Origin of the sequence: Acinetobacter courvalinii (genome assembly GCF_014635545.1) — a bacterium.
GTDB classification, from domain to species: Bacteria; Pseudomonadota; Gammaproteobacteria; order Pseudomonadales; family Moraxellaceae; genus Acinetobacter; species Acinetobacter courvalinii.
Map to the genome: position 1 here is coordinate 1,356,005 of NZ_BMDA01000001.1, position 13,959 is coordinate 1,369,963.

The following is a 13,959-nucleotide window of genomic DNA, read 5'->3' on the forward strand; positions in this document are numbered from 1 at the left end:
ATTAATTCTCTATTTTCGCTTGTTGAATCTGTTCTGATGTCTTGCCAAAGCGTCGTTCACGTCCTGAAAAAACACGAAAGGCATGATCTAGCTCTTCTATGCTAAATTCTGGCCATAAAGTATCGGTAAAATACAGTTCTGCATAAGCAGCTTGCCAGAGTAAGAAGTTAGACAAACGATAATCCCCACCGGTACGGATCAATAAATCAACCGCTGGAAGATCATTTAGACTGACATATTTATCAAATAAATCAACATTTATCTGATCTGCTTGAAGCTTTCCTGCAAGCGCATCCTGAGCAATCATTTTCGCAGCTTGCGCCATATCCCACATTCCACCATAACTAATCGCAATAGTCAGGGTCATGGAGCCATAGGCTGCTGTTTTTTGCTCGGCATATTGCATCAGATCACGTAGTTGGCTGGACAACCGAGAACGGTCACCAATAAAACGCAGTGCAATATTGAACTTTTCCATACGCGGCAGTTGCTCATGAATTGTTTCTTCCAACAATTTCATTAACAAATCTACTTCGTATTGAGGGCGGTTCCAGTTTTCACTTGAAAATGCAAAAACGGTTAAAGCGCGAATGCCAACTTTCTTGCAATGCTCGACAATCGGATCCAGGACATTTTTGCCTTCACGATGCCCATCGCCTTTTTGCATTTGATTTTTTTTGGCAAAACGATTGTTGCCATCCATGATGATGGCAACATGTTGAGGAAGAAGCTGTTCTTCTTGCGAGGTCATAAAATCAGACCTTCATCAATTCTGCTTCTTTTGCTGCAAGACGTTTATCAACTTCTGCAACATATTTATCAGTGATTTTCTGGATATCATCCGATGCACGGCGATCATCATCTTCAGAAATTTCTTTTTCTTTCAATAATGCTTTGAGATCACCTAATACATCACGACGAATATTACGAATCGCAACTTTGGCATTTTCAGCTTCGGCACGCGCAACTTTCTGCATATCACGGCGGGTTTCTTCTGTTAACGCAGCCATTGGTACACGGATTGCATCAGCAGTAATAGGATTCAAGCCCAAACCTGCTTCACGAATCGCTTTATCTATCGCAGCAACCATTGAACGTTCAAATGGTTGAACCAACAGTGTACGTGAATCTTCAAGCCCGATATTTGCCACTTGATTCAATGGAACATCAGAGCCGTAGTAAGAAACCATCACACCATTTAAAATAGATGGGTGCGCACGACCTGTACGAACTTTGGCAAAGCCTAACTCTAAAGAGTCAAGCGACTTCTGCATGCGCTGTTCGCTATCTTGTTTGAGATCGTTAATCATATGATCTTCCTTACTTATTCATTAGGTATTACAAAATATTTAAACAATAGTATAAAGAGCTTTCTGGCTCACGTACATTAATTCGTTACGTGAGTACCCTCTTTTTCGCCCATGACGACAGAAAGTAATGCGCCAGATTTGTTCATATCAAAAACTTGTAATGGCACATTGTGGTCACGGCACAAACAAATTGCCGTAAGATCCATCACACCAAGTTTTTCATCAAGCACTTGGTCGAAAGTTAAATTGTCATATTTAACTGCATCATCGTATTTGCTTGGATCTTTATTATAAACGCCATCAACTTTAGTTGCTTTCAAGATCAGGTTCGCTTCAATCTCGATACCACGTAAACATGCTGCAGTATCTGTGGTAAAGAATGGATTGCCTGTACCCGCAACAAACACACATACTTCACCCTGGCTTAAATGACGAATTGCGTCACGGCTTGAGTATGGCTCAACCACTGTACCAATTGATAGCGCTGACATTAAACGGGTTTTGATATTGCGACGCACCAATGCATCACGCATTGCCAAACCGTTCATCACAGTTGCCAACATACCCATCTGGTCACCAGTTACACGTCCAACCAGACCGTCTTTTTGAAGCTGGCTACCACGGTATAAGTTACCACCGCCGACAACGATACCGACCTGCACACCCAAACCAACCAAGTGTGCAATTGAAAGTGACATCTGATCTAATACTTGGGCATCAATACCCATATCTTTATTACCTGCTAAAGCTTCACCAGAAAGCTTGAGCAAGATTCGTGCATAACGTGGATTTTTAGAAGCTGACATACTTTTACTCCAAACCGACCAATCTCAAAATTTTCTTAAATTTAATTCAACATCAAGCAGATTTAATCTGGATTAACTTTGCAAATAAATCGTATTCATCTGCATCGGTAATTTCGACTTCCAGCAGATCACCTGCTTTAATCACACTCTTATCAATATCTTCAACAAAAACGTTGCCATCAATTTCCGGGGCGTCTGCATAAGAACGGGCAACTGCAACTGGAAACTCATCTTCCAGGCTATCCACCAGTACTGTCATTTTCTGACCAATACGTTTTTGCAGTTTTGCTGCTGAAATGGCTTGTTGCACTTCCATGAAGCGTTCATAACGCTCTTGCTTGATCTCTTCTGGTACATGATCAGGAAGATCGTTTGCGGTTGCACCTTCAACTGGTGAATAGGTAAAGCAGCCAACACGATCTAACTGCGCTTCTTTTAACCATTCCAGCAAGATTTGGAAATCTTCTTCAGTTTCCCCCGGGAAACCCACCACGAATGTAGAACGAATCACCAATTCAGGGCATTTTTCACGCCACAATTTAAGGCGCTCCAAGGTATTTTCACTATGCGCTGGTCGCTTCATCAATTTTAAGATGCGCGGACTGGCGTGCTGAAAAGGAATATCCAAATAAGGTAGGATTTTACCCTGCGCCATCAAATCAATGGCAGCATCCACATGTGGATATGGATAAACGTAATGCAAACGCACCCAGATGCCTAACTGACCCAACGCTTCACACATGTCATAGAATTTGGTCTTAACCGGCTGGCCATTCCAGAAATCCAGCTTATATTTGGTGTCCACACCGTAAGCTGAGGTATCCTGAGAAATCACCAGAATTTCTTTTACACCTGCACGCTTCAGTGCAGCGGCTTCATCCAGCACTTTTCCGACCGGACGAGACACAAGATCGCCACGCATACTTGGGATAATGCAGAATGTACAACGGTGATTACAGCCTTCCGAGATTTTCAAATAAGCATAATGCTTCGGTGTTAAACGAACACCTTGCTCAGGGACTAAATCAATAAATGGGTTGTGTTTTGGCGGTGCCGGTACATATTCATGTACTGCTTCCATTACATCTTGATAAGCTGCTGCACCTGTCACTTTAAGGACATTTGGGTGCATCTGGCGAATTTTGTCTTCGTCTTTACCTAAACAGCCTGTAACGATAACTCGGCCATTTTCGCTCATGGCTTCACCAATCGCGTCTAAAGACTCTTGTACTGCAGATTCAATAAAACCACAGGTATTTACAACAACCAGATCCGCACCATCATAATCTGATGCAACTTGATAACCTTCAGTCTTTAACTGAGTTAAAATTCGTTCAGAATCTACCAATGCCTTAGGACAACCTAAAGATACAAAACCGACTTTGGGGGTCTTCATGAATCTGCGCTCCACTTGAATCGGCGTATTGTATGACTTTTCTTGGCTTACGCATAGCTGCAAAGCCATCTCTTTGTGTAATGCACCAAAATACGACCAAAATTTTAAATAAAATCCACAAGCGCACTATTTTGGAACATAATAATTTATTGAAATCCCTGCATGTATGTGAAAAATACTGCATAAATCCCTTTTTTAAGAATTAAGTTGTTGAAATTTCATTAATACAAAGTTGGCTTGTATTTTGCATAAAGTACATTTTAGAAGTTAATGGCTATTCATTAAAATTTATATTTATTGCGCCATTTTAAAACAGGATGATTCACAAATGGATCAACAGAACATTATCGACTATCGGCTCTTAGTAGATAATTTGAGCACTGCCATTTTACTGGTCGATAGTCAGCTGAATATTTTTTATTTAAATTCTGCTTGTGAAGCATTATTTGATATCAGTCTGCTGCGCGCATCAGGCCAGCCTGTTCTTAACTTATTACATTCACACGACGATACCTTCAACACACATGAAGCGTTATTGAACACTTTAGAAAGCGGCCAACACTACACCCGACGTGAGGCTGTCATCAATGTAAACTTTAAAGCGATTCATGTGGATTATACGGCTTCTCAACTGAATGCAGGCAAAAGCTATCACCCGCTTTTATTGATTGAACTAAACCCGATTGACCGCATGTTAAAGATTTCCAAAGAAGAAAATCTGGTACAACAACATCAAGTAGCACGTCAACTGGTGCGTGGCGTGGCGCACGAAATCAAAAACCCGTTAGCGGGCATCCGCGGTGCAACCCAGTTACTGGCACGCAGCTTAAATGATGACCGTTACGGCGAATTTACTGACATTATTATTAGTGAAGTCGATCGTTTGACCAATCTGGCGGATACCATGCTCGGTTCACGTCAATTACCGAGCTATGAACATGTCAATGTACATGAACCTCTGGAACGGGTTCGCTCGCTGATTGCTAACCAGACCAAAAAGAAAATCAAGATTACCCGTGATTATGACCTGTCTTTACCCGATGTGATGGCTGATCGAGATCAGTTGATTCAGGTCATGCTGAATATTAGCGTCAATGCGGTGCAAGCCATGACCGAAAATAAAGACTTTTTTACTGACTCAGAACCAGAACTGCTGCTGAGAACCCGCATCCAGCGTCTAGTCACGATTAACGGCGTCCTCAATCGCTCAACCGTACGTATTGATATTGAAGACAATGGCCCTGGAGTACCCGAAAGTATTCTGGAATCGGTTTTCTATCCATTAGTCACAGGGCGTGCTAAAGGGACAGGACTGGGACTCAGTATTGCTCAAAATATTATGCATCAACACAACGGAATGATTGAGTGTCAGTCAGTTCCGGGAAAAACCGTATTTAGCCTATATCTACCTTGGGAGTTAAACCATGTCACGAAATAAAATTTGGGTAATAGATGACGATCGTGCCATGCGTTGGGTACTGGAGAAAACCTTTAAAGAGGAAGGTTTCGATGTCACCAACTTTGAAGAAGCCCAAACTGCACTTGAACGCTTGCATGACGATGCGCCAGATGTCATTTTGACCGACATTCGCATGCCAGGGATTGATGGTCTAACCTTCTTATCGAAGGTTAAAAATACCCATCCTGACTTACCCGTCATTATCATGACTGCACACTCAGATCTAGAGTCTGCTGTCTCAAGTTACCAAACTGGTGCATTTGAATACTTACCTAAGCCTTTTGATATTGATGAAGCCTTAGCGCTGGTTAATCGTGCCATTTTGCACATTAATAAATTACAGCAACAAGAAGCCACCAAAGCCGCTTCACCATTGCAGTCGACCGAAATCATCGGTGAATCGCCTGCCATGCAGGAAGTGTTCCGTGCCATCGGTCGTTTGTCGCAATCACATATTACTGTCCTGATTAATGGTGAATCCGGTACGGGTAAAGAATTGGTGGCGCATGCCTTACACAAGCATTCACCGCGACGGGCCAAACCCTTTATTGCGCTGAACATGGCGGCAATCCCCAAAGACCTGATCGAAACCGAATTATTTGGCCATGAAAAAGGTGCATTTACTGGCGCCAACACCCAACATCAAGGTCGTTTTGAACAAGCCAATGGCGGTACCTTATTCCTGGACGAAATCGGTGATATGCCATTTGAAACCCAGACACGTTTACTTCGAGTTTTGGCAGATGGTGAGTTCTATCGTGTCGGCGGACATATTCCGGTTAAGGTAGATGTACGTATCGTTGCGGCAACCCATCAAGATCTTGAGAAACTGGTCAATGAAGGCCGTTTCCGCGAAGACCTTTACCACCGTCTGAATGTGATTCGTATTCACATTCCAAAACTGGCGCATCGTAGCGAAGACATTCCGATGCTGGCGCAGCATTTCTTGGCACGCGCAGGCAAAGAGCTTGGTGTCAGTCCAAAAATCTTGCGTACTGAAACCACTGACTATATGCAGCAACTGCCTTGGCCGGGAAATGTACGTCAACTAGAAAATACCTGCCGCTGGTTAACCGTTATGATTACGGGGCGTGAAGTTTATCCTGAAGACCTGCCAGCAGAACTTAAGCAAGCCTCTGTCCACAAGACCAGTGATGCTCAAGCTGCACCAAGTACTAGCCCTGCACTCGTTGAACGTATCGCAGTCCATCATTGGGATGAATTATTAGGTCAATGGGCCATCCAGAAACTTAAAAATGGCGAAATGAAAATTCTTGATATTGCCACCCCTATGTTTGAACGCACGCTAATTAATGCAGCACTCCAGCAGACCCGCGGTCGTAAACGCCATGCAGCAGAGCTATTAGGCTGGGGACGTAACACCCTGACCCGAAAACTCAAAGAGCTGGGTATGGATTCTGCGGATGACGATGAAGAAGAAGAAAGTCGCACGGCTTAACCCTCTAAAAAGCGAGTCTAAAATGACTCGCTTTTTTAATCATTTTGAGATCTTTTGAAACACTCCGAAATTTCATAGCCATACAAGTGATATGGTTTTTGTTATACTAAGCACAACCCGATTACCTCAAAGTAGATAATGACTGATATTTGCTATTCAGGCTGTGCCAAACCTCAAACTCGTCGTGGAGAAGAACGTCGTCTTGCCCTGTTATTGTGCGCAACCGATTTATTTCTTGAGAAAGGTTATGAGGCAGTGTCTCTGGATGATATTGTCAATCATGCCGGAGGTTCCAAAACCTCGATTTATAAATATTTTGGTAATAAAGAAGGGCTTTTCACTGCCATTTGTGATTATCGTCGTGAAGTTTTCTTTAAGGGCGTGTGCTTACCCTACACCCCAGAAAAAACCGATCTCAGGACTTATCTGACCCAGACCCTATACCGGTTTTATCAACATATTATTCAGCCTGAAAACATTGCCTTTATGCGCATGTTTACCGAACAAACACAAAAAGATATCCAGCTTGCTCATTATTTCTATGATCAATGCGCCTTAAATATCCAGAACACCATTGCCTATGCCTTAGAGCATGCCCACGCCAACAATGAAATTTTCTGTGCCCAACCCAAATTCTCTGCCATGATGTATTTTGGCACGCTCAGAGATGTTGAATGGCGCAATTTAATGGGCTTGGATGTACCAAAAGATGATATCGAAATTATTGATTATATTGATTATTCTGTAGACCTGTTTTTAAAGGCTCATCAGAAGGTCTAATTCTTTTGCATTTTTCTGAAGCTATAGTATAGTAGTCAATTCTTTTTTATCCACCACTCGTCAAACAACAATTAATTATTGATTTCTCTCAATAATTATTGTGGGAGTAGCTATGGCGCTTCGGCATTTCCTAACTTTACGTGACCTATCCACTCTAGAACTGCAACGCATTTTAGATCGTGCGCAAGAACTGAAACGCATGCAGCATAGTCATACGCTGTATCAGCCGTTTGCAGGTAAAGTTTTAGGAATGATTTTCGAGAAATCGAGTACCCGTACCCGTATTTCTTTTGAAGCAGGCATTTGCCAGTTTGGTGGTAGTGCAATCTTTCTTTCTCCACGTGATACACAATTAGGACGTGGTGAGCCAATTGAAGACTCGGCTCGTGTCATCTCAAGCATGCTGGACATTGTGATGATCCGTACTTTCGGCCATGACATCGTCGAACGTTTTGCATCATATTCAAAAGTTCCTGTCATCAATGGTCTAACTGATGACCATCATCCTTGCCAGTTACTCGCAGACTTGCAAACCTTCCAGGAACATCGTGGTCGCATCGAAGGCAAAACCGTTGCCTGGATTGGTGACGGCAACAATATGTGTAACTCATATATTGAAGCTGCACATTTAATGGGTTTCAAACTTAAAATTGCTTCGCCTGAAGGCTATGAACCAAAACCTGAATTTTTAGCTGAATTTGCAGACTGTGTTGAAGTCTTCAATAAAGCCGAAGATGCTGCTGTCAATGCCGACCTGATCGTGACCGATGTCTGGGCAAGCATGGGGCAGGAAGAAGAACAAAAGCTGCGTGAGAAAGCCTTCGCAGATTTTCAGGTCAATGAAAAACTGATGGACTTGGCACATCCTGACTGCCTGTTTATGCATTGCTTACCAGCGCATCGTGGTGAAGAAATTTCAGAAAACATGCTGGATCACAAAAATGCTGTGGTTTGGGATGAAGCTGAAAACCGCTTACATGCACAAAAAGCATTGATGGAATTCTTACTCAATGAGAATCTCAAAAAAGATTAAGTCATCCCAAAACAGCATCAAATGATGCTGTTTTTATTTATGTATTCCAAATTGAACAGTAAAATAAAAACAATTATAGTAGGCTAAGCCTTTTAGAATAAGTTTCTCATCATATGAGAACCTCACTCAATACACAGCGGACGTCATGACTTCACTCGAACAAGCATTATCTCAAATACCAAGTTTCTCTTTGGTGCATGAGCATCTGTTTAGCTCAGCTCAACCATCGGCTGAACAACTGCAACAGATCAAGGAATATGGTTGCAGTACGGTCATTAACCTTGCAACCAGCAAATCAGAAAATTACTTGGCCAAACAGGATCAAATCTGTCTGGATTTAGGCCTGAACTATATTCACATCCCGATTGACTGGGATATGCCCTGCTCTGAACAATGCTTACTGATTCTGGACCTGATTGACCATCTCGTTCAAAACGAGATCGTCTGGCTGCATTGTGCTAAAAACAAGCGGGTCAGTAGCTTGATGTATTTATATCGCCAGTTTTATATGAATGTGGATCTGCCTAGCGCGCAAGAATTACTTCACCAGATCTGGGAGCCGAACGAGACCTGGACTGGACTCATTCATAGTCTGACTTTACAACTGCAAGGCCGTAAAGCAACACAAGAATTAGAACAGTCACTCATCAATAGTAATCATTTTGCCTGATGTGAAACCAATACGGTTGCCGTTGCCAAGATGCCTTCCTGACGGCCGGTAAACCCAAGTTTCTCTGTGGTTGTGGCTTTAATACTGATTTGAGTCACATCCACTTTTAATACATCTGCAATACTTTGACGCATTTCCAGATTATGTTTCGCTAACTTTGGACGTTCACAAGCCACTGTAATATCTGCATTATTGAGATGATAACCACGATCTAAAATCAGCTGGTATACATGTTTCAGCAACAGACGACTGTCTGCACCTTTATATTCTGGATCTGTATCTGGAAAATGCTGTCCGATATCCCCGAGTGCTAAAGCACCCAGTAAAGCATCACTCAACGCATGCAATACCACATCTCCATCTGAATGCGCTTTTAAACCATGCGTATGCGGAATTTTAACCCCCGCCAAAGTAACAAAGTCACCGTCTTCAAATGCATGTACATCAATCCCTTGTCCAATACGGATTTGAGCAACCATATGATTTTCCTTTTACAATATACCGAACTAATCTTGTATTCAGGCTTTCTATTTCGCTATAGTACGTTGAGCAAATTAGACTGAAAGTATAAGTGATTATGCTGTTTAACACTGTAAGAAATCAATTAAAGAAATCTGGTTATATCATCACATTGAGTTGTTTTTGCTCAACATTTGCCTATGCGGAATCTATTGACTGCAATAGCGCTGCTTTGCAAGCACAAAAAATATGCACCAAGCAATACAAAGAACAGCGCCAAAAGCTGAATAGCAAATTCTTAACGGCGTATCTGGTGACGGATGCGCCTCTGCAATTGTTACATGATACACAGACCCAGTGGCTCACCCAGATTCAGCAATGCAAAAGCAAAGCCTGCTATGAACAGCAATTTGAGGTGCGTCTGGATGACCTGAATTTTTATACCTCGATGAACCAGACCCTGACCCAACATTATTTAAAATATGAACATGGCAAAATCGCAGCTCAACCTGTTCATCTGCAAATTCATCAACTGGATAAAGACAAGTTAAAAATTGAAGGCATCACTTACCGCAATCCGAATAACCGACCAGAAACTCAAACCTTATCATTACTTGCTTATAGCACGACAGAACAACGCAATCAGATCACCGATAATGAAAAAAAGTGCCAATATCAGTTTGATTTTCAAAAAGCATTACTGGTGATCAAATCTACGCAAAAAGGCTGTGAACGTTTTACCGGGATTTACCGTCCTTACGACTAAGCTATCAACCGTTTAGAAAAAGCCGATGTGATCACACCAGCTTTTTTAGTTTTAGCTTGGAAATTTTTGCGCAATTTCCTGACTGATCAGCACTGCCGTTGCAGCCGATAAGGTCCAGCCTAAATGCCCATGTCCGGTATTATAAAATACACGTGGTTGTTTGCCTTGTTTAACCACAGGCAACATATTCGGCATCATTGGACGTAATCCTGCCCATGGCACCACATGTTCAGTCGAAATATCAAAATTCTGGTTGACCCAGTTAATCAGCGGTTGAATACGGTCAGCACGAATATCACGATTATAACCGTTAAACTCAGCTGTTCCCGCAACCCGTAAGCGATCTGCACCTAAGCGCGAGGTAACAATTTTTGCACTCTCATCGAGTAGGCTGACCCAAGGTGCATTATTGACACTACGCTCATCTTTAAGCTGCACTGTAATCGAGTAACCCTTTACCGGATAGACGTTGACACTATCGCCTAACATATCTGCCAATTGATAACTGCCAACTCCACCACAGACCAGTACCACATCTGCAATAATTTCGGTAATCCCATCCGCAGTTGGATTTACATTTTCTGAACTGTTCTTGCAGTGAACAATTGCCTTATCTTGATTGAATTGGATATCAACCACATCCAGGCCAAAACAATACTTTGCCCCATATTGTTGCGTCCGTTCTGCCAGCCCCACGGAATATTTATGAATATCTCCTGTTGCATCCCCCGCGGTATAATAACCACCGAAATAGTCACCTGTTAAAGTCGGTTCAATCGCCTTCATTTCATCAGGGGTAATCGCATTACGCTCCAGTTTACCCTCAACCAGCACATCATTGACCTTCTTGGCAATCTCATAGTCTTCTCTGGTGTGATACATATGTAAAATGCCACGCTTTTCCAGATCAAAAGACAGACTTTCTTTTTCAGCCACTTCAAATAGACGTTGTCGGGCTAACAATGCTAAACGCACGGTTTCAATGGTATTGGCTTTGTAATTTTTGATATGGGTTAAAAACTCAATCAACCAGCGATATTTATGGGCGCTAAAGGATGGGTTGAGCAATAACGGTGCATCTTTTTTACTCATCCATTTAATGCCTTTTAGCACTGTGGCTTTCTGGTTCCAGACTTCTGCATTACAGGCAGACAATTGTCCACCATTGGCAAATGAAGTTTCCATGGCTGGAAAAAGATGACGATCGATCACCGTCACTTCATAGCCCAGTTTAATTAATTCATAAGCAGACGTTACACCCGTAATCCCCGCACCAATTACAACAACATGTGGCATAGCAAACTCCCTGAAATGCATAACATTTCATAATGCTTAGCCCCATCTGTCATGGTACCTGAGAGTTTCGGCAGATGATTACCAATTAATCATGAAGCCTTCCCCTTCGGTGAGTGTTTATCGTAGAAGAAATTAGTCCTGTGTTCCTACAAATTGAGCACTGCTCTCCAGATTTTATGTCTATTATTACAGTCCTTCTGCCTGAGAGTTTCCGGGGTCGTTGCTCCTTCGGCGAGTTCATTGAAGAACTTCTCTCCCGCAATAATATTTATATTCCTATAAGCAATATATATGCCGCTCCAAAATACGCACACTAAAATCTTGTAAATGTTTGTAGATCAAGATTTATACGTCTGCATTTATTCATCGAGTATAAAAAAGCAGACTCGAAGTCTGCTTTTAAATCTTAGAATTTACATTGCAAAATTTGCTCGGAGAATTGACCTTTCCAAAGTTCGCGCAATGTTGGCAAATAGAATTTTTCACCGATCATCACCAGTTCAGCATCAATCAAGGCATGAATCTCATGCATTAGCACATAATCCAGTGCAATTAAAGACAATTGAGGTTGTGTCTGGGCAATCTGCTTACGCTTAACTTGTGCTTTTTTCACCAGCTCATTGGCAAAATTCTTATCTTTATAGGTGGTAATTGCACTCAAACGAAGCTCAATCACACCCCAACCTTCCAGTAACTTTTTAAACACGTCAAAATCTTTTGAGGTTGCTTCCCAGGTTACATTTTCTAGATTATTGTCTTCTGGCAATACCGGTAATAGTAAATCAGCGGTACTTGGAAAAATTTTCTTTAAATTCAACAGAAACTTAACAGGATTTTCATTGGGTAAATCAGAAAATTGGATGTTGGTTTTAGTATCCGTTAAATAAATATTGAGCATAATGAAGCAACAGTCAGATAAATCAAAACTGTATTGTACGCAGTTCAGTTTATAAAAACTACTCATAAAAAAATCCTTCCACGAGCAGAAGGATTTTTTATCTTATTGATTAAAGATTTTTATTTACTATTTGGAGAAACCATATTTTCAGGTTTAACCACTTCATCAAATTGTTCTGCCGTGACCAAACCCAGCTCCACAGCAACCTGTTTCAAGGTTTTATTTTCCTTATAAGCGGTTTTCGCCACTTTGGCAGAGTTCTCATAACCGATCACAGGATTTAGCGCAGTCACCAGCATCAAAGAGTTATGTAAGAAGTGATCAATCTTGTCGCGATTCGGTTCAATTCCCACTGCACAGTGATCATTAAAGCTATTACATGCATCGCCCAGCAACTGAATCGATTGCAATAAGTTATAAGCAATCACGGGCATAAACACATTCAGCTCGAAGTTGCCAGATGCACCCGCAACGTTAATAGTGGTGTCATTTCCTAAAACTTGAGCAACCACCATGGTCATGGCTTCACTCTGGGTGGGATTGACTTTACCCGGCATGATACTTGAGCCCGGTTCGTTCTCAGGTATACGGATTTCACCAAAACCACAACGTGGCCCACTCGCTAACCAGCGAATATCATTGGCGATCTTATTTAAACTTGCAGCCAAGGTTTTCAATGCACCCGATGCAAATACCGCTGCATCACGGCCAGCCAAAGCTTCAAACTTGTTTGGCGCGGTCACAAACGGCAGACCCGTCAAGATGGCCAATTGCTCAGCCGCTTTCACCGCATAATCAGGATGAGCATTTAAACCGGTTCCAACTGCGGTACCGCCTAAAGGCAACTCGTACAGTCCAGCCAATGCTTGTTGCAAGCGTTTTAAACCATGTTCCAGTTGCGATACATAGCCGCTAAACTCTTGACCCAAAGTTAAAGGCGTTGCGTCTTGTAAATGCGTACGACCAATTTTGACAATGTCATCAAATTCTTCTGATTTGCGCTGTAAGGTCTGTTTCAACTTTTCAACCGCAGGAATCAGGAGTTCATTGATTTGCAGACTGGCAGCAACATGAATCGCGGTCGGAAAAGAGTCATTGGTTGATTGTGCGCGATTGACATGATCATTCGGATGAACGGGTTTTTGTGCACCCAATACCTGTCCTAATTTCTGGTTGGCAATATTGGCAATCACTTCATTGCAATTCATATTGCTTTGCGTACCCGAACCGGTTTGCCAGACTACCAGTGGAAATTGTGAATCCCACTGCCCAGCAATTACTTCTTCAGCAGCACCGACAATATATTGGCTTAAATCTTCAGGAAGTTGTTTTAATTCAGCATTGGTGATCGCGGCCGCTTTTTTGACCAAGCCCATCGCACGAATCATCGGACGTGGCAAACGCTCCTGACCAATCTTAAAGTTCTGTAAACTTCTTTGCGTCTGCGCACCCCACAAGGCTTCGTTCGGGACCTCGATTTCACCCATGGTGTCGTGTTCAATTCGCATTTGCATAAACAACCTCTGCTCTATCTGGTTAAAATTTTCACGGGCTGAAGCAAAGTAATGCTTTGGCTGGTCAGCTTATCCTAATCAAACCAGTCAAATATGTAAATAAGAATCATTAT

General features: G+C 42.2%; 14 protein-coding genes and 2 riboswitches. Of the genes, 6 read left to right on the top strand and 8 right to left on the bottom strand.

Features of this window, described 5'->3' with window-relative positions; all coding sequences use genetic code 11:
• Position 1: 1 nt before the first annotated feature.
• The 4 genes from uppS to rimO form a co-directional block, all read right to left on the bottom strand.
• A complete protein-coding gene (gene uppS / locus IEV39_RS06060; RefSeq protein WP_005285589.1) occupies positions 2-751 on the bottom strand; it encodes a polyprenyl diphosphate synthase in 750 nt (249 codons plus the stop codon).
• A 4-nt stretch (positions 752-755) separates the two neighbouring features.
• Positions 756-1,310: a ribosome recycling factor gene (gene frr / locus IEV39_RS06065; RefSeq protein ID WP_004653307.1), complete on the bottom strand. Its 555-nt coding sequence runs from the start codon at positions 1,308-1,310 to the stop codon at positions 756-758.
• Between the two features lie 77 nt (positions 1,311-1,387).
• Positions 1,388-2,116 (bottom strand): UMP kinase, encoded by a 729-nt coding sequence (gene pyrH / locus IEV39_RS06070; protein ID WP_004772000.1) that lies wholly within the window; start codon positions 2,114-2,116, stop codon positions 1,388-1,390.
• Positions 2,117-2,168: 52 nt separating this feature from the next.
• Positions 2,169-3,512: a 30S ribosomal protein S12 methylthiotransferase RimO gene (rimO, locus tag IEV39_RS06075; RefSeq protein ID WP_005230215.1), complete on the bottom strand. Its 1,344-nt coding sequence runs from the start codon at positions 3,510-3,512 to the stop codon at positions 2,169-2,171.
• Between the two features lie 328 nt (positions 3,513-3,840).
• On the opposite strand from rimO, the gene glnL reads away from it, so the two are divergent.
• From glnL to IEV39_RS06100, 5 genes are all read left to right on the top strand, one after another.
• Positions 3,841-4,950 (top strand): nitrogen regulation protein NR(II), encoded by a 1,110-nt coding sequence (glnL, locus tag IEV39_RS06080; RefSeq protein ID WP_005285588.1) that lies wholly within the window; start codon positions 3,841-3,843, stop codon positions 4,948-4,950.
• Positions 4,937-6,430 carry a nitrogen regulation protein NR(I) gene (glnG, locus tag IEV39_RS06085; protein WP_005285586.1) on the top strand — a complete coding sequence of 498 codons (1,494 nt, stop codon included), beginning with the start codon at positions 4,937-4,939 and terminating at the stop codon, positions 6,428-6,430. Before glnL ends, glnG begins: the two co-directional genes overlap by 14 nt.
• Positions 6,431-6,568: 138 nt before the next feature.
• Entirely contained in the window at positions 6,569-7,210 is a 642-nt protein-coding gene (locus IEV39_RS06090; protein ID WP_005285585.1) for a TetR/AcrR family transcriptional regulator, read from the top strand.
• A gap of 112 nt (positions 7,211-7,322) precedes the next feature.
• Complete coding sequence (gene argF, locus IEV39_RS06095; protein ID WP_005230210.1) at positions 7,323-8,243, top strand: ornithine carbamoyltransferase; 921 nt, start codon at positions 7,323-7,325, stop codon at positions 8,241-8,243.
• 145 nt (positions 8,244-8,388) lie between these two features.
• Positions 8,389-8,913 carry a protein tyrosine phosphatase family protein gene (locus IEV39_RS06100; RefSeq protein ID WP_005230209.1) on the top strand — a complete coding sequence of 175 codons (525 nt, stop codon included), beginning with the start codon at positions 8,389-8,391 and terminating at the stop codon, positions 8,911-8,913.
• Here the strand turns inward: IEV39_RS06100 and ispF are convergent.
• The gene (gene ispF / locus IEV39_RS06105; protein ID WP_005230208.1) at positions 8,901-9,392 is read right to left on the bottom strand and encodes a 2-C-methyl-D-erythritol 2,4-cyclodiphosphate synthase; all 492 of its coding nucleotides are present in this window, start codon (positions 9,390-9,392) and stop codon (positions 8,901-8,903) included. The genes IEV39_RS06100 and ispF overlap by 13 nt on opposite strands.
• 98 nt (positions 9,393-9,490) lie before the next feature.
• Between ispF and IEV39_RS06110 the strand changes: the two genes are divergently transcribed.
• Positions 9,491-10,138 carry an A1S_1983 family putative colistin resistance protein gene (locus IEV39_RS06110; RefSeq protein ID WP_005285581.1) on the top strand — a complete coding sequence of 216 codons (648 nt, stop codon included), beginning with the start codon at positions 9,491-9,493 and terminating at the stop codon, positions 10,136-10,138.
• Positions 10,139-10,189: 51 nt separating this feature from the next.
• Here IEV39_RS06110 and IEV39_RS06115 read toward each other — a convergent pair whose 3' ends face one another.
• The 3 genes from IEV39_RS06115 to fumC all read right to left on the bottom strand — a co-directional run bounded on the left by IEV39_RS06115 (position 10,190) and on the right by fumC (position 13,846).
• Positions 10,190-11,434, bottom strand: a complete 1,245-nt coding sequence (locus IEV39_RS06115; protein ID WP_005230204.1) for a D-amino acid dehydrogenase — start codon at positions 11,432-11,434, stop codon at positions 10,190-10,192.
• Positions 11,435-11,470: 36 nt separating this feature from the next.
• Positions 11,471-11,612, bottom strand: a riboswitch (glycine riboswitch).
• Between the two features lies 1 nt (position 11,613).
• A riboswitch (glycine riboswitch) is annotated at positions 11,614-11,703 on the bottom strand.
• A gap of 137 nt (positions 11,704-11,840) precedes the next feature.
• Positions 11,841-12,332 (bottom strand): hypothetical protein, encoded by a 492-nt coding sequence (locus IEV39_RS06120; RefSeq protein WP_165569276.1) that lies wholly within the window; start codon positions 12,330-12,332, stop codon positions 11,841-11,843.
• Positions 12,333-12,451: 119 nt separating this feature from the next.
• Positions 12,452-13,846: a class II fumarate hydratase gene (gene fumC / locus IEV39_RS06125; protein ID WP_005230200.1), complete on the bottom strand. Its 1,395-nt coding sequence runs from the start codon at positions 13,844-13,846 to the stop codon at positions 12,452-12,454.
• Positions 13,847-13,959 lie beyond the last annotated feature (113 nt).

Coding starts and splice junctions, on each gene's coding strand:
- IEV39_RS06100 (WP_005230209.1), top strand. CDS start 8,389: ATGACTTCACTCGAACAAGCATTATCTCAAATACCAAGTTTCTCTTTG.
- glnG (WP_005285586.1), top strand. CDS start 4,937: ATGTCACGAAATAAAATTTGGGTAATAGATGACGATCGTGCCATGCGT.
- frr (WP_004653307.1), bottom strand. CDS start 1,310: ATGATTAACGATCTCAAACAAGATAGCGAACAGCGCATGCAGAAGTCG.
- rimO (WP_005230215.1), bottom strand. CDS start 3,512: ATGAAGACCCCCAAAGTCGGTTTTGTATCTTTAGGTTGTCCTAAGGCA.
- pyrH (WP_004772000.1), bottom strand. CDS start 2,116: ATGTCAGCTTCTAAAAATCCACGTTATGCACGAATCTTGCTCAAGCTT.
- glnL (WP_005285588.1), top strand. CDS start 3,841: ATGGATCAACAGAACATTATCGACTATCGGCTCTTAGTAGATAATTTG.
- IEV39_RS06115 (WP_005230204.1), bottom strand. CDS start 11,434: ATGCCACATGTTGTTGTAATTGGTGCGGGGATTACGGGTGTAACGTCT.
- IEV39_RS06120 (WP_165569276.1), bottom strand. CDS start 12,332: ATGCTCAATATTTATTTAACGGATACTAAAACCAACATCCAATTTTCT.
- ispF (WP_005230208.1), bottom strand. CDS start 9,392: ATGGTTGCTCAAATCCGTATTGGACAAGGGATTGATGTACATGCATTT.
- fumC (WP_005230200.1), bottom strand. CDS start 13,846: ATGCAAATGCGAATTGAACACGACACCATGGGTGAAATCGAGGTCCCG.
- argF (WP_005230210.1), top strand. CDS start 7,323: ATGGCGCTTCGGCATTTCCTAACTTTACGTGACCTATCCACTCTAGAA.
- IEV39_RS06110 (WP_005285581.1), top strand. CDS start 9,491: ATGCTGTTTAACACTGTAAGAAATCAATTAAAGAAATCTGGTTATATC.
- uppS (WP_005285589.1), bottom strand. CDS start 751: ATGACCTCGCAAGAAGAACAGCTTCTTCCTCAACATGTTGCCATCATC.
- IEV39_RS06090 (WP_005285585.1), top strand. CDS start 6,569: ATGACTGATATTTGCTATTCAGGCTGTGCCAAACCTCAAACTCGTCGT.